General features: G+C 53.9%; 24 protein-coding genes. 18 read left to right on the top strand and 6 right to left on the bottom strand.

Annotated features, from left to right (window positions below; genetic code table 11):
* Positions 1–218 precede the first annotated feature (218 nt).
* Both ACQ6WK_RS05545 and ACQ6WK_RS05540 read right to left on the bottom strand, forming a co-directional pair.
* Positions 219–3,986 (bottom strand): DUF2339 domain-containing protein, encoded by a 3,768-nt coding sequence (locus tag ACQ6WK_RS05545; RefSeq protein WP_432799752.1) that lies wholly within the window; start codon positions 3,984–3,986, stop codon positions 219–221.
* 256 nt (positions 3,987–4,242) lie between these two features.
* A complete protein-coding gene (locus ACQ6WK_RS05540) occupies positions 4,243–4,923 on the bottom strand; it encodes a TetR/AcrR family transcriptional regulator (protein WP_432799751.1) in 681 nt (226 codons plus the stop codon).
* 307 nt (positions 4,924–5,230) lie between these two features.
* Here ACQ6WK_RS05540 and ACQ6WK_RS05535 point away from each other — a divergent pair, with 307 nt between their 5' ends.
* The 4 genes from ACQ6WK_RS05535 (at position 5,231) to ACQ6WK_RS05520 (ending at position 7,850) form a co-directional block, all read left to right on the top strand.
* On the top strand, positions 5,231–5,599 hold the full coding sequence (locus ACQ6WK_RS05535) for an ArsR/SmtB family transcription factor (RefSeq protein ID WP_432799750.1): 369 nt from the start codon (positions 5,231–5,233) through the stop codon (positions 5,597–5,599).
* A 6-nt stretch (positions 5,600–5,605) separates the two neighbouring features.
* Entirely contained in the window at positions 5,606–6,037 is a 432-nt protein-coding gene (locus tag ACQ6WK_RS05530) for an arsenate reductase ArsC (protein ID WP_432799749.1), read from the top strand.
* A 63-nt stretch (positions 6,038–6,100) separates the two neighbouring features.
* Positions 6,101–7,000 (top strand): arsenite methyltransferase, encoded by a 900-nt coding sequence (gene arsM / locus ACQ6WK_RS05525; RefSeq protein WP_432799748.1) that lies wholly within the window; start codon positions 6,101–6,103, stop codon positions 6,998–7,000.
* Positions 7,001–7,151: 151 nt separating this feature from the next.
* Positions 7,152–7,850 (top strand): MIP/aquaporin family protein, encoded by a 699-nt coding sequence (locus ACQ6WK_RS05520; RefSeq protein WP_432799747.1) that lies wholly within the window; start codon positions 7,152–7,154, stop codon positions 7,848–7,850.
* 28 nt (positions 7,851–7,878) lie between these two features.
* Here the strand turns inward: ACQ6WK_RS05520 and ACQ6WK_RS05515 are convergent, their stop codons facing one another.
* From ACQ6WK_RS05515 to ACQ6WK_RS05500, 4 genes are all read right to left on the bottom strand, one after another.
* A complete protein-coding gene (locus ACQ6WK_RS05515) occupies positions 7,879–9,051 on the bottom strand; it encodes an ABC transporter permease (protein WP_432799746.1) in 1,173 nt (390 codons plus the stop codon).
* Positions 9,041–10,600 carry a sugar ABC transporter ATP-binding protein gene (locus tag ACQ6WK_RS05510; protein WP_432799745.1) on the bottom strand — a complete coding sequence of 520 codons (1,560 nt, stop codon included), beginning with the start codon at positions 10,598–10,600 and terminating at the stop codon, positions 9,041–9,043. Before ACQ6WK_RS05510 ends, ACQ6WK_RS05515 begins: the two co-directional genes overlap by 11 nt.
* A gap of 61 nt (positions 10,601–10,661) precedes the next feature.
* Complete coding sequence (locus ACQ6WK_RS05505) at positions 10,662–11,804, bottom strand: ABC transporter substrate-binding protein (RefSeq protein ID WP_432799744.1); 1,143 nt, start codon at positions 11,802–11,804, stop codon at positions 10,662–10,664.
* 125 nt (positions 11,805–11,929) lie between these two features.
* Positions 11,930–13,357, bottom strand: coding sequence for a glutamate decarboxylase (locus ACQ6WK_RS05500; protein ID WP_432799743.1), 1,428 nt, complete (start codon positions 13,355–13,357; stop codon positions 11,930–11,932).
* A gap of 426 nt (positions 13,358–13,783) precedes the next feature.
* Between ACQ6WK_RS05500 and rpsJ the strand changes: the two genes are divergently transcribed.
* The 14 genes from rpsJ (at position 13,784) to rplE (ending at position 20,746) form a co-directional block, all read left to right on the top strand.
* Entirely contained in the window at positions 13,784–14,092 is a 309-nt protein-coding gene (gene rpsJ / locus ACQ6WK_RS05495; RefSeq protein WP_432799742.1) for a 30S ribosomal protein S10, read from the top strand.
* A 93-nt stretch (positions 14,093–14,185) separates the two neighbouring features.
* The gene (rplC, locus tag ACQ6WK_RS05490; RefSeq protein WP_432799741.1) at positions 14,186–14,851 is read left to right on the top strand and encodes a 50S ribosomal protein L3; all 666 of its coding nucleotides are present in this window, start codon (positions 14,186–14,188) and stop codon (positions 14,849–14,851) included.
* Positions 14,852–15,035: 184 nt separating this feature from the next.
* A complete protein-coding gene (gene rplD, locus ACQ6WK_RS05485) occupies positions 15,036–15,692 on the top strand; it encodes a 50S ribosomal protein L4 (protein ID WP_432799740.1) in 657 nt (218 codons plus the stop codon).
* Entirely contained in the window at positions 15,692–15,976 is a 285-nt protein-coding gene (rplW, locus tag ACQ6WK_RS05480; protein ID WP_432799739.1) for a 50S ribosomal protein L23, read from the top strand. The genes rplD and rplW overlap by 1 nt, the downstream gene beginning before the upstream one ends.
* Before the next feature lie 64 nt (positions 15,977–16,040).
* Positions 16,041–16,898, top strand: coding sequence for a 50S ribosomal protein L2 (rplB, locus tag ACQ6WK_RS05475; protein ID WP_432799738.1), 858 nt, complete (start codon positions 16,041–16,043; stop codon positions 16,896–16,898).
* A gap of 3 nt (positions 16,899–16,901) precedes the next feature.
* Positions 16,902–17,189, top strand: coding sequence for a 30S ribosomal protein S19 (rpsS, locus tag ACQ6WK_RS05470; RefSeq protein WP_432799737.1), 288 nt, complete (start codon positions 16,902–16,904; stop codon positions 17,187–17,189).
* Between the two features lie 51 nt (positions 17,190–17,240).
* Positions 17,241–17,570 carry a 50S ribosomal protein L22 gene (gene rplV, locus ACQ6WK_RS05465; RefSeq protein ID WP_432799736.1) on the top strand — a complete coding sequence of 110 codons (330 nt, stop codon included), beginning with the start codon at positions 17,241–17,243 and terminating at the stop codon, positions 17,568–17,570.
* A 9-nt stretch (positions 17,571–17,579) separates the two neighbouring features.
* On the top strand, positions 17,580–18,284 hold the full coding sequence (gene rpsC, locus ACQ6WK_RS05460) for a 30S ribosomal protein S3 (RefSeq protein ID WP_432799735.1): 705 nt from the start codon (positions 17,580–17,582) through the stop codon (positions 18,282–18,284).
* A 55-nt stretch (positions 18,285–18,339) separates the two neighbouring features.
* A complete protein-coding gene (rplP, locus tag ACQ6WK_RS05455; RefSeq protein ID WP_432800377.1) occupies positions 18,340–18,756 on the top strand; it encodes a 50S ribosomal protein L16 in 417 nt (138 codons plus the stop codon).
* Between the two features lie 44 nt (positions 18,757–18,800).
* Positions 18,801–19,001 carry a 50S ribosomal protein L29 gene (rpmC, locus tag ACQ6WK_RS05450; RefSeq protein ID WP_432799734.1) on the top strand — a complete coding sequence of 67 codons (201 nt, stop codon included), beginning with the start codon at positions 18,801–18,803 and terminating at the stop codon, positions 18,999–19,001.
* On the top strand, positions 19,002–19,295 hold the full coding sequence (gene rpsQ, locus ACQ6WK_RS05445) for a 30S ribosomal protein S17 (protein ID WP_432799733.1): 294 nt from the start codon (positions 19,002–19,004) through the stop codon (positions 19,293–19,295). It begins immediately after the preceding gene.
* Positions 19,296–19,352: 57 nt separating this feature from the next.
* Positions 19,353–19,739, top strand: coding sequence for a 50S ribosomal protein L14 (rplN, locus tag ACQ6WK_RS05440; RefSeq protein ID WP_432799732.1), 387 nt, complete (start codon positions 19,353–19,355; stop codon positions 19,737–19,739).
* Between the two features lie 37 nt (positions 19,740–19,776).
* Entirely contained in the window at positions 19,777–20,115 is a 339-nt protein-coding gene (rplX, locus tag ACQ6WK_RS05435) for a 50S ribosomal protein L24 (RefSeq protein WP_432799731.1), read from the top strand.
* A 58-nt stretch (positions 20,116–20,173) separates the two neighbouring features.
* Positions 20,174–20,746 (top strand): 50S ribosomal protein L5, encoded by a 573-nt coding sequence (gene rplE, locus ACQ6WK_RS05430; RefSeq protein ID WP_432799730.1) that lies wholly within the window; start codon positions 20,174–20,176, stop codon positions 20,744–20,746.
* The last annotated feature ends 44 nt before the right edge of the window (positions 20,747–20,790 follow it).

Below are 20,790 nucleotides of genomic sequence, written 5' to 3'. Positions count from 1 at the left end.
TGACACCATGTCCACCTCCCGTGGACCGCACTAATCCTAGCGACTACAAGGCCCTACGTACAAATCGCGGACACTTATCCCTAGCAAAAACCGATCGCAAGGCAGCCGGATCATCTTATATCGGCCATCTCGCGATGTTTCTGATCGCTCATTGTGAAAGAAACCAAAGCTCCACCCACCAGCTAAAATCGACATGTTTGTCTGCCGAACCAAATCCGCTATCCGAGCATATTGCGACCAACTTCCTCTTCTGCCATAAGCCCGTCTTCACCACGCCCATTATTACTGCTGAAAACCAATTTTTGATACACCAATCCCAACACGATCAGTGTCAAGCCCAGCCCCAAGAAACTACCCACCTGCAAGAGCCCCTCCAAGTGCCGTAAATCAAACAAAAACACCTTGCACACTGAAAGCAGCATCACTGCCAGTGATGCATACCGAAGCACCTGCGCCCGCCACACAATCCCGCACACCAATAGCAGCACGCCAAACACAATCCACGCCGCCGAGTATGCATACCACTCCGCTTGGCTCACGCCCGCCACATCCAGATCAAGCACACCTCCCACGAATCCCTGCCGCACCGCAAGCGAGATCCATCCAAACACCAGCACTAATCCAAACAACCCCAGCACATTGGCCAGCCATCGCCAATCAATCCCTCTCGTACGCGCCGCGCCCCTCAGCATCTTCGCCACACCAAACACCAAAGCCGCCGGCAACAAATATACATACAACAGCATATTCAACACCCACATCTGACCCACATCACCGTGATGCCAAAGCGGATTGAGTCCCAACACACATCCAAACAAAATCACGCCCGCACCCATCACCCCAAATACCCTTCCCCCCATCTCGATCACCACATCACGCACAATACCCCTTCCCGTCGCAAGCATCATCAGCAGCCCCGCCGTCAAGAGCACCACCCCATACGTCGCGCACTCCACCAACCCCACGCGCGGCCCCCGAAGCAACATCTCTCCATCAGTAAACCCATGACGTACCGTCAGCATCATCCACACAAAACCCAACACCAACCCGCATACACCAAACCCCTGCCCAAGCACATCACCACTTTTCACCACTCGCTCATCAACCCGCCACCGCAGCACCATCGCCAAAACCATCGGCAAGCCATACACATATAGCAACCCATTCAGTACAACCAATCCCCCAATATCATGCTCATGCCAAAGCGGATTCAGCTTCAAACACGCAAACCCAATCGCCGCGGTCAATCCAATCACACCAAGCGCCACCGCCCCGTTCTTCAACACCTCATCGCGCCACTGCCATCGCCGCACCGCCTCCACCATCGCCAAACTCATCGCCATCCACACCACGCCATATGTCGCCCCCTCGAACAATCCCACCGACATCTTCCGCAGCAGCATCACCCCATCGGTAAAACCTTGTCGCACCAACATCCCGCCCAGCAGCCCGCCCAAAATCATCACCATCACCAACACACCCTGCTTCGCCAGCTTCGCCGCACGCTCACCCATCAACCACCAATTCCCCAGCAAAACAAGCATCACCACACCAAACACGCCCACATACCAAAGCCCGCCGACAAACCCCGCGCCCATCACCCCCCGCGTTTCCATCAGCGGGTTCGCCACCGTTAGCGCAGACAATATCAAAGCCAACCCGCATAAATACGCATAAACCACACCGCCCCGCTCCGCCAAATAGCACCAGCCCAACCATCGACGTTTCGCCAAAACTAACCCCATCCCCAGTGTGCCCACCACCACCGCAAACGTCCCCACCTCCACCATCGTCGCATCCAGCAAATCACGCAGCGCATACCCGGTAAACGCGCGATGCACCACCATCAACACCCCGAATAGCAAAAACAGCATCGCCGACCCTTGCATCTGCCCGCTGTATTTTTCTTCATTGCGCTGCGCATACAGCCAGCCACTCAGCCCCAGTAGTGATACCAAGCCGACCCAAAAACCTGCCAGCTCATTGAGCACCACGTGCATACCACCCGCCAATTGACTTTCCGCGCTGCTAATCCCAACCAGAGCGCCCATGATCATCACGCCGTAAATCACCTGCACCGTTACCCGAAGCACCGGCCGGCCAAATCTGCCCGCCGTCCATACCGCCGCCGCGAGCAATCCCGCCCACCAAACGGCCTGCCACGGCGATGATGCGCCAACACCCGCTGCAAGCAAGAGCAAGGCCGCCGCGCACGTCGCATGAAACCCAACCGCCACATCATCCATCGCCATCTCGCCCAGATGTCTAATCACAAGATAGACACCCATGCAACCCGCCACACCCATCGCGCTCCCTGCGATCCACCACGGCATGCCCATCGCATCCACACCGCTCATCAGCGACAAGATGAAACACGCCACGCCCCCAACCCCGCTGATCACCGACCAATATACCCGCCGCTTACCCCACCACCCGCACACAAAGCCGCCCACCCAATAGATCAATCCCATCCCCGCAATGATCAGCAAATACTCCCACTGCGCCGACTTCCCGCCGCCCCATTCCGACAGCATCCATGCCGCCATCATCAATACGCTAAGCACCAAGCCCGCCGCACCAAGCATCCGCTGTCGATCATCAAACCGCCCCACCACCACCATCCCCGCGCCAAGCAGCAACACCATACCCAAACTCATCAACGAAAAATCAATCTTCAAAACAAGCAAACCCATCAGCGCACAACTCGCCAAACCCGCGCTGATCGACATCCGTACCAGCCGCCAACCCGTCGGCTTCTCCATCGTCCGAACCGCCCCCACCACATACACCATAAACGACAACACCATATACCCACCCAACACCAAACCGCTCCCCGCCACATCCCCAAACACCATCCGCACCAACGGCCACGCCATCGAACACACCAGCGTCAACAGTGAAACACCAAACCAACCCTTCCGCTGCGCCACCACCATCAACCCAATCTCAAGCAACAGCAAATAACCAAACAACATCTCTTGCGATTGATCCGCTGCACCCGAAAGCATCGGCGTTGCAAACCCACCCAGCAAACCCAACATCGCCACTGGCATCCCAATCCATAACGACAACACCACCGCAATCACCGTCACCATCGCCATCAAACCAAAACACATCCCCCCACCAATCAACTCAAACACGCTGTGCGCAATCAGCAAGGTCGTATACATCACCGACACCCCCGCCCCACAACACGCGTTCGCCAGCCGCTCACTCTTCTGCTTCATCAGCAGCCCCGCCACCGTCAAACATACACCCAACACGCCCCCGCCTACCACGCGCATCATCGGCGTCAGCAGCCCCTCTTGAATCGTGTAATGCACCCCTAACCCACCAGACATGATGATCGCAATCGCCCCAATCCAGTAATACAAGTGCGCCCCAAACTGCTCCTCAAATGTTCGCCTCAACTTCTCTAACCCACTCTCCCGCGCACCCCCGGTTTGATCAACCTCAGCATCTATCCGTGTGTTAGACGCCGCCTCAATCACCGCATCATCTGCCACCACCGCTGCTTCATGAACTACCTCCACCTCATCAGGCGTCACGTGCTCAGCTTCTACTTCCACAGCTTCTTCTGCTTCTGCCTCAGCCTCCTCTTGGGCCATAGCTTCGCGCTTTCGCTCTGCCCGGCGTACTTCAGCCATCTCCTCCACCAATCCCCCCATGCCCATCACGCGCCCGGTCAAGCCTCCATCCTCATCCACCGTCTTATCACGATCAGCCTCACCCTCCTCCGTCGGCACATCAGCCACTACCTCGTGCGCCTCCATACCTTCATCCTGCTGATCCGAAACGTCTCGATTCATACGACACAGCGCATCGCTTTGTAATCGCTGATCATGCTCCACCTTCGACAAACGTTTCGTGAGACTCTCAACCTCTTTCGTCAAGCTCTTCACGCGAAAGATCGCTATCAAACCTGCAATCACCAGATAGCCGATCCCAAACACCACCAAAACGATCATCACCAACATACATTCCATGATTCAACTACCTCCGGAATCGTGATGCGAAGAACCACCCGTGAGTCCAGTATCCGCGTGCCATTGATCAATGATCAACACCGTCAACATAGCCCCCAAAACATATAACCGCAACAGATTTCGTGCTTTTTATGCACGCAAACAATCCTTCTTCACCAGTCAAAACATCACGGCTCCCAACCAATCTCATACAAAAAAAGCAGCCACGCATGGCCGCCATCTTGCACTCTCTAGCTCTGTTTTAAACCGTCTCACACTATTGCTGATTCAGCAGCATCTCACCTGCTTGCGAAATCATCGACCGTCGTTCCTCCGGCTTGAGCAATTCTAATTCCTGCGCAATATCTGATGCTGTCGCCAAGCCGATAATCGCCCAACTCGTCAGTGTCGCATCCAACGTCCACTTGCTCTGATCGCCATGCTTCGCCTTACGGTGAGCAGCAATCTGCTCAGCAAGAAAAGCTTGGAACCGCGAGTACATCCCCTGCAAAGCCGCCTTAATATCTTCATCATCCGTTTCGTTTAGGCCTGCAAAGATGATGCGATACAATCGCCATTCTCCACGCGACCCCGCTTCCTGCTCAAGCAACAATTCTGCTGGACTTTCCACACCTTCTTCAGCAGCCCGCGCCAATAACTTCCCCCACTTTTCAGACACCACCTCAAAAATGTATTCAATTGAAGCAAGGAACATCGCCTTCTTACTCGGCCAAATCCGATACAACACATTTTCCTGAACCCCACACCGCTTTGCTAACTCCGCAGTCGTACTCCGACGAAACCCCAGCTCAACAAAAGCTTTCGCAATAATCGGCTGAAACTCCACACGCTTCTGATTCGTCAGACTTGGTCGCCCCATAGTAAATTCATCCTTCACAACAACAGAAATAAAAATAACGGATCGATCAAAACCCACCCGCCAAGTGACCCGCGGCATCTACCTCACGTCAACAGATGTGCCATTCACTCACCATTTCATTTTCCAATTCCGCGGCACCCAACACCCCTGTGAATCACCGCCCACCCAATTCAGCCTCTTGAAAATCAATCTCAAGCCGCCGGAAAGTCAGCATTTCATATTTTGACACGTATATCGACTAACAGAATACCAAACAAAGACTTACTCACAAAGTGAACATACATTCACAAGGCAAATCTTTTCATAAGAGGTTGACTTCAGCATGTCAGACTAATATAATTCGTTAATTGGCGAAGTGACTTAGTATTAGCTGGAGCCACAAAACATGAAGGAATACCTCAATATCACCAAAGCTCTGAGCGACGAAACCCGCGTCCGAGCCCTCATGATGCTCGACGGCCAGGAGCTCTGCCTCTGTGAGATCATCGACATCCTCAAGCTAGCTCCCTCCACCGTTTCCAAGCATATGAGCCTCCTCTACACTGCTGGCTTGATACATCGCCGCAAGCAAGGCAAGTGGCAATACTATCGCCTCGCCGACACAGAATCCGACTGCCCAACCACAATCAAGTCTGCCCTTGCTTGGACGCGCACCACACTCGCAGATACCAAACAAATCAACCAAGACAAACAAACAAGATGCTGCAGCAAAGACAAAGAACTCGAAGAGCTTTGCGCATGCTACCGGAGCTAAAAGATCATGACCGACAAACCCTCCATCCTCTTCCTTTGCACCGGCAACTCCTGCCGCAGCCAAATGGCTGAAGGCCTCACACGCCACCTCAAGTCCGATGCGCTCACCGCTTATTCCGCAGGAATCAAAGCGCAAGGCCTCAACCCCAACGCAGTCAAAGTCATGCGGGAAATCGGCATCGACATCACCAACCAAACCAGCAACACCGTCGATGAACTCCCCACGCAAGACATTGACTACGTCATTACTGTCTGCGGCCACGCCCACGAAACCTGCCCCACTTTCCCCGCAAACGCCAAAATCATCCACGTCGGCTTTGATGATCCACCCAAGCTGGCTGAAGCCGAAACAGACCCCGACAAAAAACTTGACCACTTTCGGCGAGTCCGCGACGAAATAAAATCCTTCGTCCAATCACTCCCCGAAGCACTCGCATAAACACATCAGTATCCCACCTAGTCTATCTCACGATTAGACTGAGAGCAGAAAAGGAGCTCAACCATGACAGCTCAACAACAATCAGAAGACCAAATCAGAGACACCGTTCGCGATGGCTACAAAAAAGTTGCCCTTCACGGCAGCCTTGACGTCATCAGCGACAACAGCAGCTCATGCTGCTCACCTTCCAACGAATCCGAACCCACCTCTGGCGGATGCTGCGGTGGAACCTCACAATTCTCCGCAGACAAACTGGCCGAGCAGATCGGCTACACCGCCGATGAAGTCGCCGCACTCCCGGAAGGTGCCAACATGGGCCTTTCCTGCGGCAATCCCACCGCCATCGCCAACCTTACCGAGGGGCAAACCGTCCTCGACCTCGGCAGCGGCGGCGGCTTCGACATCTTCCTCGCCGGCCCCAAAGTCGGTGCCACCGGCAAAGCCATCGGTGTCGACATGACCGCGGAGATGATCACCAAAGCACGCAACAACATCGCGTCCTACACCAAATCGACTGGCCTCGCCAACGTTGAATTCCGCCTCGGTGAGATCGAACATCTACCCGTAGCAGACAACAGCGTCGATGTGGTGATCTCAAACTGCGTGATCAATCTTTCACCCAACAAGCCACAGGTTTGGGCAGAGATCGCCCGTGTCTTGAAACCTGGCGGTAAAGTTGCCGCTTCAGATGTGGTGCTGCTCAAAACATTACCCGAACCTGTACGTGAGCAGGCAGAAGCACTCGTCGGCTGCGTTGCCGGCGCAGTTCTCCTTGATGATTATGAGTCGATGATGAAGGCGGTTGGCCTCAGCAATATCACTCTGAACGCTAAAGCCAACTATGTTGAATCACTCCGTGCGTTCAAAGCCCCAATCTATGATGCGGTTCAGGCCCAGCTTCCCGACGGCCTCACCCCGAATGACTACATCACCAGCGCCGACATCATTGCTATCAAACCATAAACCACTGACGATTCGTTAACACAAAACCAACGTGCTAACAACGTCGCAATCAAATCCAGACTGACGTATCATCCCAAATGATCGCCAGTCTTTTTTTTTATCAAAAGACGTAACTCAGTTCCAAACGTCACCACTTGAGAACCGATCCACAATGAACAACTTAAAAGCCTGTGTTGCAGAAGCCCTTGGCACCTTCGCCCTTGTCCTCGCCGGGACCGGCGCGATCGTTTTCAATGACGTTTCAAACGGTGCGATCACCCACCTCGGTATCGCCCTCACCTTCGGATTGATCGTCATGGCCATGATCGCCGCCCTTGGCCCGATCTCCGGCGCGCACATCAATCCCGCGGTCAGCATCGCCTTTGTTCTGGGCAGAAAATGCTGCCCATTCAAATGCACCTGCTTCATCATTGCCCAACTCATCGGTGCCTTCACCGCCTCTTTCCTCATCCTCGTCATGTATCCGGATCACCCGACCCTCGGCTCGACCCTCCCTGCCGGTCCGGCCATCCACTCCTTCATCCTCGAGATGATCCTCACCTTCTTCCTTATGCTCGTTATCCTTCAAGTCGCCCTCACCCCTGGTACACCCCCTGTTTTGATCCCCCTCGCTATCGGCGCTACCGTTGGTCTTGAAGCCCTCTTCGCCGGCCCTATCACCGGTGCTTCCATGAACCCCGCACGATCTATTGCCCCCGCGATCGCCTCCGGCAACCTCCAGCACCTCTGGCTCTACATTGCCGCCCCCATCATCGGTGCCGCACTTGCCGTCCCCACGTGGCTCTTCCTTGGCAGCCATAAAAAAACGAACGCTCCCTCAGAAGCGCCCGCCAAACAATCAATTTCATGATCAAACTACAACATACCCGCTAGCCAATTTATCGCGCGTACTTCGCGCCGTGTCGCCATTGGTCCAACCCGACCGCCAAGACGATGATCGCACCCGTCACGATTTGCTGCACATAGTTATCCAGCCCCAGCTTCGTACAGCCATTCGCCACCACCGTCATGATCAGCGCACCAACGATCGTGCCCAGCACCGACCCTTCCCCGCCAAGCAAACTCGCCCCACCGATCACCACCGCTGCAATGACTTGAAGTTCATAACCATCTGCTGTTGTCGGGTCACCCATCGACAGGAACGATGTCTGCAAAATCCCCGCGATTCCACCAAACAAGATCGCCAACATGTAAACCTTAATCTGAGTCCGCCGAATCTTGATCCCGCAAAGCAGTGCGGTGCGCTCGTTCGAACCAATCGCAAACACGTGCCGTCCAAACTGCGTATAGCTCAAGATAAATGACATCACAATCGCTGAGACGATCAGAATCCACACACCAGGCGCGGGGAATGACCACCCACTTTTGCCTAATGGAATGCCCACCATCAGATCACCAACCCATCCCAAATCATCGGGATAAATCGGCTCGTTTCCGCCGACCCATTTCGCCACGCCACGCACCGCACCCCACAAACCCAACGTCACAATAAACGAAGAGATCGGCACTATGCGGATAAATTTTTCATTCAGTAAGATGAAAATTGCGCACGTCACCAGCCCCACAGCAACACCACCAAACCACGTCAAATGTGTTGCAGCCCACATGCCTAGCAACACCCCCATGACTACCCCTGCCACGCGCCCCACATACCCTGCTACCAGAGCCCCAATCGTCAACCCCACCAGCACACCCGTCGCCATCCCACACAAGCATGCCACCCAAATCGGCAAGCCCTTGTCTACCACGAGCGCCACGACCATCGTCGTCAGCGCGATCGTCGCACCGATCGAAAGATCGATTCCGCCAGAGATGATAATCATCGTCGCGCCCACCGCCGCTGTACCCACCACCACCGTCTGCAACAGAATCAACTGCTGGTTTGAGATCGCGCGAAAATCCTTCCCTGCCAGAATCGCAAAAAACAGCCAGATCACTACCAACCCGATGATCGGCCCAAGCCGATACTTCACCAGATCCAGCACCACTTGCCGCAATGGATTTTTTTCCAGCTCAAGCTGCTTGTCACTTTCATAAACATCACCCTGCATGGCTGTCTCCTAAACCCGTCGCTTCCAACATAATCTGATGCTCGTCTAACCCCTTTGCCTCTCGCAGCGGTCCTAATTCCCCTCGGCACATCACGCCGATCCGATCGCATATCCCCAATAACTCGGGCAAATAGCTGCTTACAATCAAGATCGCCTTCGGCTTCCCACCCCCTACTGCATCACCAAACGCGCCCCGCGCAAGCTCATCAATCATCGTATAGATCTGCGCCTTAGACCCCACATCAATTCCCCGTGTCGGTTCATCCAACAGCATCACATCTGCATCCGAATGTAGCAGCCGCGCTAACGCCACCTTCTGCTGGTTTCCACCTGACAACGAATCCACCTTCGCAAACACAGACGCACACTTGATCGGAATCTTCTCCACCCACGGCTTGCACGCCCGGCTCAGCCCCCCGCGCGTCACCAAACCCATCGGACCTAAACCTTCTAACTGACTCATCACCACGTTGTCCGCAATCGGCAAGCCCACCGCCAACCCCTCAAACTTCCGGTCCTCACTCACCATCCCCATTCCTTGCAACCACCGCATCGAAGGACTCGCAGGCCCAACATACGCGCCCACCTTCACTTCGCCCTCTTCCACTTCGTCTAACTCAAAGATAGACCTCAGCATCTCCGTCCGCCCCGCACCGATCACCCCAGCAATCCCAACAACCTCGCCGCGATACAACTCAAAATTAACCCCCTTCGGCACACCTCCCTCACCCTTTAACCCCTTCACCTCTAGCATCAACTCCCCACGCTCATGCACCTGGCGAGGATACATCTCCGTCACATCCCGCCCCACCATCATGTTAACGATCTCACTTTGCTCAGTCGTCGCAACATCGCCTGTCCCCACCGATGCACCATCGCGAAGCACCGTAAACCGATCACAAACCGCTTTGACCTCTTCCAGAAAATGCGAGATGTAAATGATACTCACGCCTTCGCTTTTCATCTTTCGAATCAGCGTAAACAACTGCTCGGTATCCTTCTGCGACAAGCTGCTTGTCGGCTCATCCAGCACTAACACTCGGCAACCCGTCGCCACTGACCGCGCAATCTCCACCAATTGCTTCTCAGCATTCGATAACTCACGCACCACCTTTTTTAGTGGTAATTCACCTTTGCCTACCTCAGCCAAAGCATCTCGCGCAATCCGCTTCACTTCGCCCCATCGCATAAGCCCTCGCCGCGTCGGCTCAACTCCTAATGTGATATTCTCCATCACCGATAGGTGCTGTGCCAGCGACAATTCCTGATAAATCATACTCACACCAGCCCGCCGCCCCTCGTTCGGATTCGCCGGCCGATATACCTCCCCATCCAACCAGATCTCGCCTTCATCCAATTCATGTGCGCCAGATAACGCTTTCATCAACGTACTCTTGCCCGCACCGTTCTCGCCAATGACCGCATGCACTTCTCCCACGCGCAAATCAAGATCCACCCCATCAAGCGCCACCGTCGCGCCGAAGCGTTTGTACGCTCCTTTGACCTTCAGCCTCAGTTCCTCACCCGTTTTCTCTGCACCATCTATCATATGGTTAGACTCACTTGCTCAAACCACCCCCTTCATACACACACCATCATACGCCTCACCCCTACTCAATCATCTCCTTGATCTCTGGATCATTCAGGTTTGCCTTGGTCACGATCGCAACACCCGTATCAATCCGCTGCGCGACTTTTTGCCCCTTCAAATAAGCCACCAAAGTCTTCACCCCTTCATAACCCATCTTCTTCGGATTCTGCACAACCAACGCATCGATCTGATCTTCCTTTAGACCACGCACCAATGGTGGTGACGAGTCAAATCCCACAAATTTCTTCTTCCCTGCCAAGTCAACCTGCTTAAGCGCTAACAGCATGCCCAATGTTGCTGCTTCATTTGAAGCAAAAATGCCATCAGCTTCACGAACACGATCAATCATGTTCAGCGATTGAATCTTCGCATCACCCGCCGTCGCCCCAGCATACCGGTTGTCAACCAGCACCTTCACACCCGGCGTCTTATGCATCACATCCAAGAACCCCGCCTCACGCTGTTCCGTGCTCGCACTACCTACCAGATACCGCAGCAGCACCACATTTCCCTTATCACCGATCAGCTTGTCTAATTCCTTCCCGCCAAGTTGTCCACCGTTGAAATTATCCGTCGCCACAAACGACACATAATCCTCGCCCGGCTTCCCATCCAATGCCGAGTCAATGATTACAACTGGAATCCCCTTCTTCACCGCGTGTTGGATTGGACGCACAAGCGCCTTTGAATCCAACGGTGCAATCACCATTCCGTCAATCTCACCCCCGGTTAAAAACTGCTGCACGACTTGAATTTGCCCTGCACGATCGTTCTCCTTGAGCGGGCCCTTCCAGATCATCTTTACACCAAGCTCACTGCTTGCCTTCTCAGCACCCGCCTTCACAGAATTCCAATATTCATGTGTCGTTCCCTTCGGAATCACCGCAATCGTGATCTTTTCGCCAGCCTTCACTAGCGGAGCCTTCGCTTGTGAAAACGTATGCTTCATTTTCTCTTGAACATCATCCGCCTTTTCACCCACGGCAGCGGACTTCGCAACATCCTCCGCCATCGCATCATGCACGGCTTTCTGCTGCTGTTCAGAAGATATCGCCGGCTTCTGCTCCGACTCACCACCACAACCTGCCGCGAAAAGCATGACCAACACCAACGCTGCTACCATCATTTGTTTTGCCATCATTTCTCTTGCCCTGTCGTTCATGGTTTAAATCAATGCAATCAGATTCTTGGCCCGCCAGATGGAATCCAATGATAGCAAAGCCTGCTATATTTTGTATAACTTTCCATAACTTTTCTTAACTTTCCATTCATGCTGTATGCAAGACCTCAACAAACACCACGCGTCTGCGGGCCTTTTCGCTTCTCCTCTTGCTTGGAATGTTGCGATTTTTCATGCTCAAAATGCTCCACCGCACGTTGCAAATCCGCCACAAACAAGTCCGCCATATCTCGGCTCATGCTCTCCCGTACCACCACACGTAAAAGCGCAATCCCCTCAGCATCCGGCGCCATCGTATATGCCGGCACAATCCATCCACGCTCCCGTAACTTCTCAGACAAATCAAACACTGTGTAGCCATACTTCTTCATCACATCATCATTCAATGCAAAAGCTACCACCGGCAAGTGCCCCAGCTTACTTAACATCCAAAACCGCCCCATCCCCTCAACCGCAGATGTAATCCGCTCCGCAATCCCATGCAAGCTCGTCATGACTGCTCTATATCCATCCATTCCTAAAAACAGAAAGTTGTAATACTGGCCGAGCACTTGGCTCGCACCCTTCGAGAAATTAAGGTTAAACGTCGGTTGATCACCACCGAGATAATTGACATGAAAAACAAGATCCTCCGGCAACTCCGCCTTATCCCGCCACACAACCCATCCCACACCCGGATACACCAACCCATACTTATGCCCACTCACATTGATACTCTTCACCCACTTCAAACGAAAATCCCACCGTAACTGCGGCTGCGTAAACGGCACCACAAACCCTCCGCTTGCCGCATCCACATGTAATGGCACCTCCCACCCCTTCTTCACATTCAATTCTTCTAGCGCATCATTCAAGGCCTCAATCGGCTCATACTCCCCTGTATACGTGCTACCCAAAATCCCTACGACTCCGATTGTGTTCTCGTCCACCATAGCCATCGCTTCTTCAACCCCAATCACATAGCGATCCTTCGTCAGCTTCACATACCGTGGCTCGACCTCGAAATACCGCGCAAACTTCTCCCACACCACCTGCACATTCGCCCCCATCACCAGATTCGGCTTACCTGCATCCATCTTCAACACCTCCCGCCGCTTTCGCCACCGCCATTTCATCGCCAGCCCCGCCAGATGGATCGCCTCACTCGATCCCACTGTCCCAGTCCCCACTGCCTCACCGCCCTCACCTTCCGGCGCATTGAACAGCCTCGCCAGCATATTCACACAGTAGTTCTGAATCTCCGTGGTTTGCGGGTACTCATCCTGATCGATGTAATTCTTACTGAGTGTCTCCGCCATGAGCCGCCCCGCATGATCATCCATCCACGTCGTCACAAAAGTCGCTAGATTAAGCGAAGGATTCCCATCCAGATTCAGTTCATCATGAATCACTCTATACGCCACTTCAGCCGGAAGTCCTTGCACAGGCATCACATACTTTGGCACCGGCTCACGGGTATACCTCGATCCATAGGTGAGAGCATGATGAGCTGAACTCAAATCCGTGCCGCGCAAATCTTGTTTATGAGATAGCATCGAAATTATCCCCAATGAGACCCCTCAAGCCCCCTCTTAATGGGCATATTCATCAGCGCAGAATCTCTGCAACAAATAAACCCATATCGTTTTAAACATCGCCCTTCTAACCGCCACCTGCTGATAATCTTCTTCCAGAGGCAGGTTATCGCCCCTATCTCTCTCAAAATCCACTTTCACTCACCTATCACTCATTATCTCGCCAACGGCAAATCACATCACCACATCCGTCATCAACCCGACCAACCAGTAACATTAATATTGACACTCACCCGGTTGTGATAAACAATCCCCAATTCGCCAAGTCACGCTTAACCCGATTTGACATGGGTTTACAGGTCAGTACACTACTTGGCTCCCTGTCGGTGATCACCGCGATCATCGTGTTTGCGTTCATTTACAACGTAACTCAAGGCAAATAAACGAATGACCGCCGGTAAGATCCGCATCAGAATGGAAGCCTACGATCACCAAGCTCTCGACGCTTCGGCTCGAGAAATCGTTGATCACGCAAAACGCACCCAAGCGAAAGTCGCAGGACCCATCCCCCTGCCCACCCGCATCGAACGTTACACCGTCCTGCGGTCACCTCACATCGACAAGAAGTCACGTGAGCAGTTCGAGATTCGCACACACAAGCGAATCATTGACATCAAGGAACCCAATGCCAGAACCGTTGAAGCCCTCAACCGTTTGGTCGTTCCCGCTGGTGTGTTCGTTAAAATCAAAGCTTAGATATTCACGCTTCTATATAGAAGCTCAATCAAACAGGGCATGATCCGCTGGCTCGCCAAGATCGCTGCAAAGCTCCCTGAGAGGTTCAATAAGATGGCACAAGCAATCATTGGTCGCAAAATCGGCATGACTCGTTTCTACAATGAGGACGGCGTGAACATCCCCGTCACCATCATTGAAGCGGGTCCTTGTTTTGTCAGCCAACTCAAGACCGAAGAAACCGACGGCTACTCAGCAGTGCAGATCGCCTTTGAAGACATCAAAGGCCGCAACTCCACCGCACAGCTCATCGGTCACGACGGCAAGGCCGGCATCACACCGAAACGCTTCCATAAAGAATACCGCGTCGACAGCACCGATGAATTCGAACTCGGCCAAACTATCACGGTCGAAGCCTTCGAGGAAATTAAGTATGTCGACGTCATCGGCACCAGCAAAGGTAAAGGCTTCGCCGGCGGCATGAAACGCCACGGCTTCAAAGGTCAGGAAGCATCACACGGCGTCGAGCGTAAACACCGCTCACCCGGTTCGATCTCCGGCCGTGCTTCAAACCTCGGTACCGGTAAATCGAAAAAAGGTATCCGCATGGCCGGCCACATGGGCGACGAAACCGTCACCGTCCGCTCACTGCCAGTCGTCGCGATCGACAAAGATAAAAACCTCCTTCTCGTCAAAGGGCCTGTTCCCGGCGGCAAGAAGGGTCTTCTATATGTAAGGGAGGCCACACGGCTCTTCAAGCGCAAGGCTAGTAAAGCCTGAGCGTCGTAAGTCGGTGAGCTCCAACATCTGAGAAATCAGATGAGGCTCAGGACCCCGAAACTGCAACGCCGCCACAACCCGGTCTAATAAACCGAGTCGCAAAGCCAGCTACTCAAGGTGAGCATCCACCAGGCTTGTGTCGGCGAACAAAACGCATCCCATAGTGGGACCGTAGGTGAAGAAAATGATTCAGATCCCTGTACACAATCAAACCGGCGAACAGGTCGGCACCGTCGAAGTGAGCGAAGAAGTGCTCGGCGGCGAAGTCCGTAACGGTCTGCTCAAGCAGGCATATGTTCGCTATCATGCCAATAAACGCACCGGCACCGCACGCACCAAGAATCGTGCGGACACCGCATACTCCACCCGCAAGCTATATAAGCAGAAGGGTACGGGTAATGCTCGCCGTGGTTCCGCTGGCACCAACGTCATGCGCCACGGTGGTCACGGTTTCGCCAAGCGACCAAAATCTTGGCGTCAAGGCATGCCGACCAAAATGCGTCGCCTTGCCAACCGCAACGCCCTGCTCGCCAAAGCCGTCGACAACGAGATTAAACTCATCGACAACCTCAGCCTCGACAAGCCTTCCGCCAAGTCCTTCAACGCCATTCTTGATGCCCTGAAAGTTGATCGCACCTGCCTCGTCGCACTCGCCGACACACGATCAAACGAAGCCAAATCAGCGGCAAACCTCGACAACGTAAACACCATCCAGGTCGACCACCTCAACGTGTTCGATCTGTTAAACCATCGATACCTCGTCGCCGACAAAGCCGCTTTCGAAGCATACATCGAAAAGGTCACCGTTCAGGCAGACGTGAACAATGAGGAGGCAGCCTGATGAAACTCCACGCAACACAAGTCATCAAGCGCCCACTGATCACCGAGAAGACCTCTTGGGAAGCCGAAGTCCGCAACCGATACTCATTCGAAGTTGCCATGACCGCTCGCAAGCCCGAGATCAAGGCCGCCATCGAAGAACTCTACAACGTCAAAGTCGACAAGGTCGCCACACAAATCCGCAAAGGCAAGTACTTCCGTACACGCTTCGGACCAGCCAAGACCTCGAACTGGAAAAAAGCAACGATCCAGCTCATGCCCGACAACGCCATTGAACTGTTCTGATTTGTATAGAACCTGATCACTGAACTAATCACTGATTAGACACAACAGTAAAGGATACGCCACCATGGCGATTCGAATCTACAAACCAACAACCAACGGCCGGCGTAACGCTTCGGTCAACCTCTACTCAGAGGTGACCAAGAGCACGCCTGAAAAGTCGTTGCTCTCCGCAAAGAAGAAGAACGGCGGCCGTAACCATCACGGTAAAATCACCGTTCAATCTCGCGGTGGCGGCAACAAGCAACGCTACCGTCGGATCGATTTCCGTCGTAACAAGCTTGATGTCAACGCTACGGTAGTCGGCATCGAATACGACCCCAACCGCTCGTCAAACATCGCACTTCTTGAGTACGAAGACGGCGACAAGCGATACATCATCGCACCTGCGGGTCTCACTGACGGCGACACAGTCATCACCACTAACGGTAAGGCTGAGCCTGAAGCCGGTAACGCCATGCCGCTCAAGTACATCCCCTCCGGCCTCAACGTTCACTGCGTTGAAATCCAGCCAGGTAAAGGCGCTCAGATGTGCCGCTCCGCTGGAACCTACGCTCGCCTGACCAATAAAGAAGGCAAGTGGGCAACACTCGTATTCCCTTCCGGTGAAGTCCGTCAGGTCTCACTGGAATGTCGAGCCACGATCGGCAACGTCGGCAACTCCGACCACAACCGCGTCGTCCTCGGTAAAGCCGGCCGCGCTCGTAAGATGGGCAAACGCCCACACGTCCGCGGTGCTGCGAAAAACCACCACGATCACCCAATGGGTGGTGGTGACGGCCGCAGTAAAGGTAATCGTGCACCAGCTTCCAAGACTGGTGTCCTGTCCAAAGGTGGCGGCACACGTAAGCGTGGCAAAGCCTCTAACAAGCGGATCATCCGCCGTCGCGTCTCCAAGCGTTACGGCCAACTAAGGTTGAAATAAACGATGGCACGATCACTCAAAAAAGGTCCATTCATCAACGAAAAGCTTTTCAACAAAGTTGCAAAGCTCAACGAAACAGGTGCTCGCTCGGTCATCCGAACCTGGGCTCGTTCCTCCACCATCATCCCTGAATTCGTGGGTCATACCTTCGAAGTTCACAACGGGAAAGTCTTCATCAAAGTATTTATCACCGAAGACATGGTCGGACACAAGCTCGGCGAGTTCTCTCCGACACGTGCCTTTAGACAGCACACCACTGGTACCAAGGCTCAGCGTGCTCGCGGCCTCTAATATGTACCCCGGAAACTGACCCCGGCAGCCTGATATTGCAGGAATGTAAGAATGCCTTATACAAACACACATCGCGGTGCTCGCATCAGCCCAACCAAGGCTCGCCTGGTCGCTGATCTCATCCGTGGCAAAAGCGTCGATGACGCACTCGTCACACTGATGATGTCCAAGAAGCGTGCAGCCGTGTTTATGAAGAATGCTCTGAACGCAGCCGTTGCCAACGCCGATCAGGCCGAAGCAAACACACGTTCACTCCGCGTCTCCGAAGCCCGCGTCGACGAAGGTCCGACCATGAAACGCTTCCAACCAAAAGACCGCGGCCGTGCTCATCCAATCATGAAGCGAACCTGTCACATCACCATCTCAGTAGATGAGGCATAAGGAAGAAACATGGGACAGAAAGTACATCCATTTGGGTTCCGCGTCGGCATCACTGAAGCTCACAAGAGCCGCTGGTATGCCCCGAAAGCGCTCTACGGCGAGCTCCTCGTCGAAGACCAGAAGATCCGCAAGTTCTGCGATCAGCGACTCAACCGTCGCCCTCCCTTCGCAGCCGTCTCGGATATTCACATCGAGCGCACCCGTGAAGAACTCAAAGTCATCGTCCGCACCGCTCGCCCCGGTCTGGTCATCGGCCCCAAGGGTGCTGAGATCGACGCACTGACACAAGAACTGCAAAAGCTCACCGGCCGTAACGTCGTGATCAACTGCATCGAAATCGGTAACCCCGACCTCGAAGCACAGCTGGTCGCTGAATCGCTCGGCGAACAGCTTAAGAAGCGTGCATCTTTCCGCCGCATCATGAAGATGAAGGCAGACGCATGCATGACCGCCGGTGCAAAGGGTATCAAGATTCAGCTATCTGGCCGCCTCGGTGGTCACGAGATGAGCCGTACCGAAGACATCCGTCTCGGTGCCGTGCCGCTGGCAACCCTTCAAGCCAACATTGACTACGGCTTCGCAGAAGCACTCACCACCTACGGCATCCTCGGTGTCAAAGTGTGGATCTACAAGGGTCTCTACGAAGAACTCAAAGAAGGTGAAATTCAGTCGAAAGCTGCCGGTGCACGTCCTCGTGCTCGTGGTCGCCGATAAATCGTTAATCGAATTGTTTACCACGGTCTAACCGCCGTGTTTGGGAAATAGAACCATGCCTTTGATGCCCAAACGAGTTAAGTTCCGCAAGCAAATGCGTGGCACCATGAAGGGTGTTGCACAACGCGGTAACTACGTCGCCTACGGTGACTACGGTCTCCAGCTCCTCGAAGGTGGCTGGCTCACCGCTCGCCAGATCGAAGCCGGCCGTATCGCCGCTCGTCAGTACGTGTCCCGCGAAGGCAAGCTCTTCGTCCGCGTCTTCCCCGACAAGCCCATCTCCAAGAAGCCCTTGGAAACACGTATGGGTAAAGGTAAGGCAGAGCCGGAATACTGGGTCGCCCGCGTCAAGCCCGGAACCGTTGTCTACGAAATCACCGGCGTGCCTCGCGACCTCGCTCGCTCGGCATTCACCCGCGTGGCTCACAAGATGCCGTTCCGCTGCCGCTTCGTCGAACGCCGTCACGCATAAACAAGCTTTTAATCCCCGCGACTTGTGGGAATGGATCTGAAGATATGAAAAAGAGCGAAGTTCACAAAATGAGCGACCCAGAGCTGACCGAAGAAGTCGGCCGTCTGCGCAAGCAGCTCTTCGATCTCAAGTCACAAGCCGTGACCGAAAAGATCGAAAACCCGCGTCAGCTTGGAAACATCAAAAAAGATATTGCACGCATCCTGACCGAGCAGCGCTCCCGTCAGCTGCAGGAGGGCAAATAAATGAATACTGCCGCAACAGAAGAAAAACGGGTACTCACTGGCACAAAGATCGGTGTCGTCGTCTCTGACAAGCGTGACAAAACACGCACCGTCGCCATCCAGTTCCAGTCGCGCCACACCAAATACGGCAAGTACCTGGCACGCGTCGCAAAGTACCACGTGCATGATCCCGAAAACCTCGCCTCCAAGGGCGACCGTGTCGAGATCGCATCTTGCCGACCCATCAGCAAGACCAAATCGTGGCGGCTCGTGCGTGTCATCGAAAAGGCTAAAGGCAGCGCTACGCAAGCCTGATCACCCAGACGAATTGTCCCGGACTTCATGAAACAGTCCGGCTGAAGGATTAAACCCATGATTCAGCAAGAATCGAGAGTCGACGTCGCGGACAACACTGGTGCCAAAATCGCCTATGTCATCCGTGTTCTGCGAGCCAAAACCGCCCGTGGCAAGAGCACTCGCCCCGCCGCTGGTGTCGGCGACCGCGTGGTCTGCTCCGTCAAGAAGTCTCTCCCAGGCAGCGACATGAAGACCGGCACCATCGTCAAGGGTGTTGTCGTTCGCACCAACTACCCCGTTCGACGCAAAGACGGTTCCTATGTGCGCTTCGACAAGAACGCCATCGTTCTCATCGACGACGACGGAAACCCACGTGGCACACGCATCTTTGGTGCCGTCGCCCGTGAGTTGCGTGAACAGAACTATATGAAGATTGTTTCGCTCGCTTCTGAAGTTGTATAAGCAACGCAAAGCCAGCCAATAAACGGAAAGTAACGTCATGGCACGACACGTACGAAAAGGCGACAACGTCATCATCACCGCAGGTAACGACCGCGGCAAGACCGGAAAAATCCTCCGTGTCATCGTCGAGGAAGACCGCGTCGTGGTTGAAGGCATCAATGTTCGCAAAAAACACCTTCGCCGTTCAGAAATGAACCCGCAAGGCGGCGTCATTGAAAAAGAGATGCCCATCCATCTCTCAAATGTTTCCCCCGTGGACAACAAAGGCAAAGCCACCCGCGTGAAGTTTGAGAACAAAGCTGATGGCAGCAAAGTCCGTCTCGCAGTTTCCACCGGCGAACAGCTCGGCCCCGAACTCCGCAAGGCCCGTAAATAAATCGTAAGCCCAATATCCTGCAACGGTACTTGACCCTTGCAACAACAGGACCAAAACAATGACCCCTCGGCTTAAAGAAAAATACAATACCGAAATCCGCAGCATTATCGCGGAAAAATTCGGCCTCACCAACGTCATGCAGCAGCCAAAGCTGGAGAAGATCGTTATCTCCGTCGGCCTTGGTAAGCAGCTTGATGGCACAAAGATCCGTCCGGTCGCCAAAGAGCAGACCCTCAAGGATCTTGAAATGATCACCGGCCAAAAGGCAATCATGAAGCGAGCCAAGAAATCGGTCTCGAACTTCAAACTGCGTGCCGGCTACGAAATCGGTTCCATGGTCACCCTCCGCGGCGACCGTATGTGGGAGTTCCTTGATCGTCTGATCAGCCTCGCCATCCCACGTATTAAGGACTTCCGTGGCCTGCCTGACAAAGCCTTCGACGGACGTGGCAACTACAACTTCGGTGTGCAAGAGCAAGGTATCTTCCCCGAAATCGATATGGCCAACGCGTCCTTCACACACGGCATGAACATCACCATGGTCTTCAAGAAGTCGACCGACGATGTCTCCCGTGAAGTGCTAACCCAACTGGGGATGCCTTTTGTGAAGAGAGACAAGAAGGCTAGCTGATAAACAGAATTCAACAGACAAATCCCCGGCACGTTGCCGGAGAT

This window comes from Poriferisphaera sp. WC338, from assembly GCF_050931845.1.
In the GTDB taxonomy this organism is placed as follows: Bacteria; Planctomycetota; Phycisphaerae; order Phycisphaerales; family Phycisphaeraceae; genus Poriferisphaera.
The sequence above is the reverse complement of the archived record's forward strand: the minus strand, read 5'-3'. Positions and strand labels throughout refer to the sequence as shown.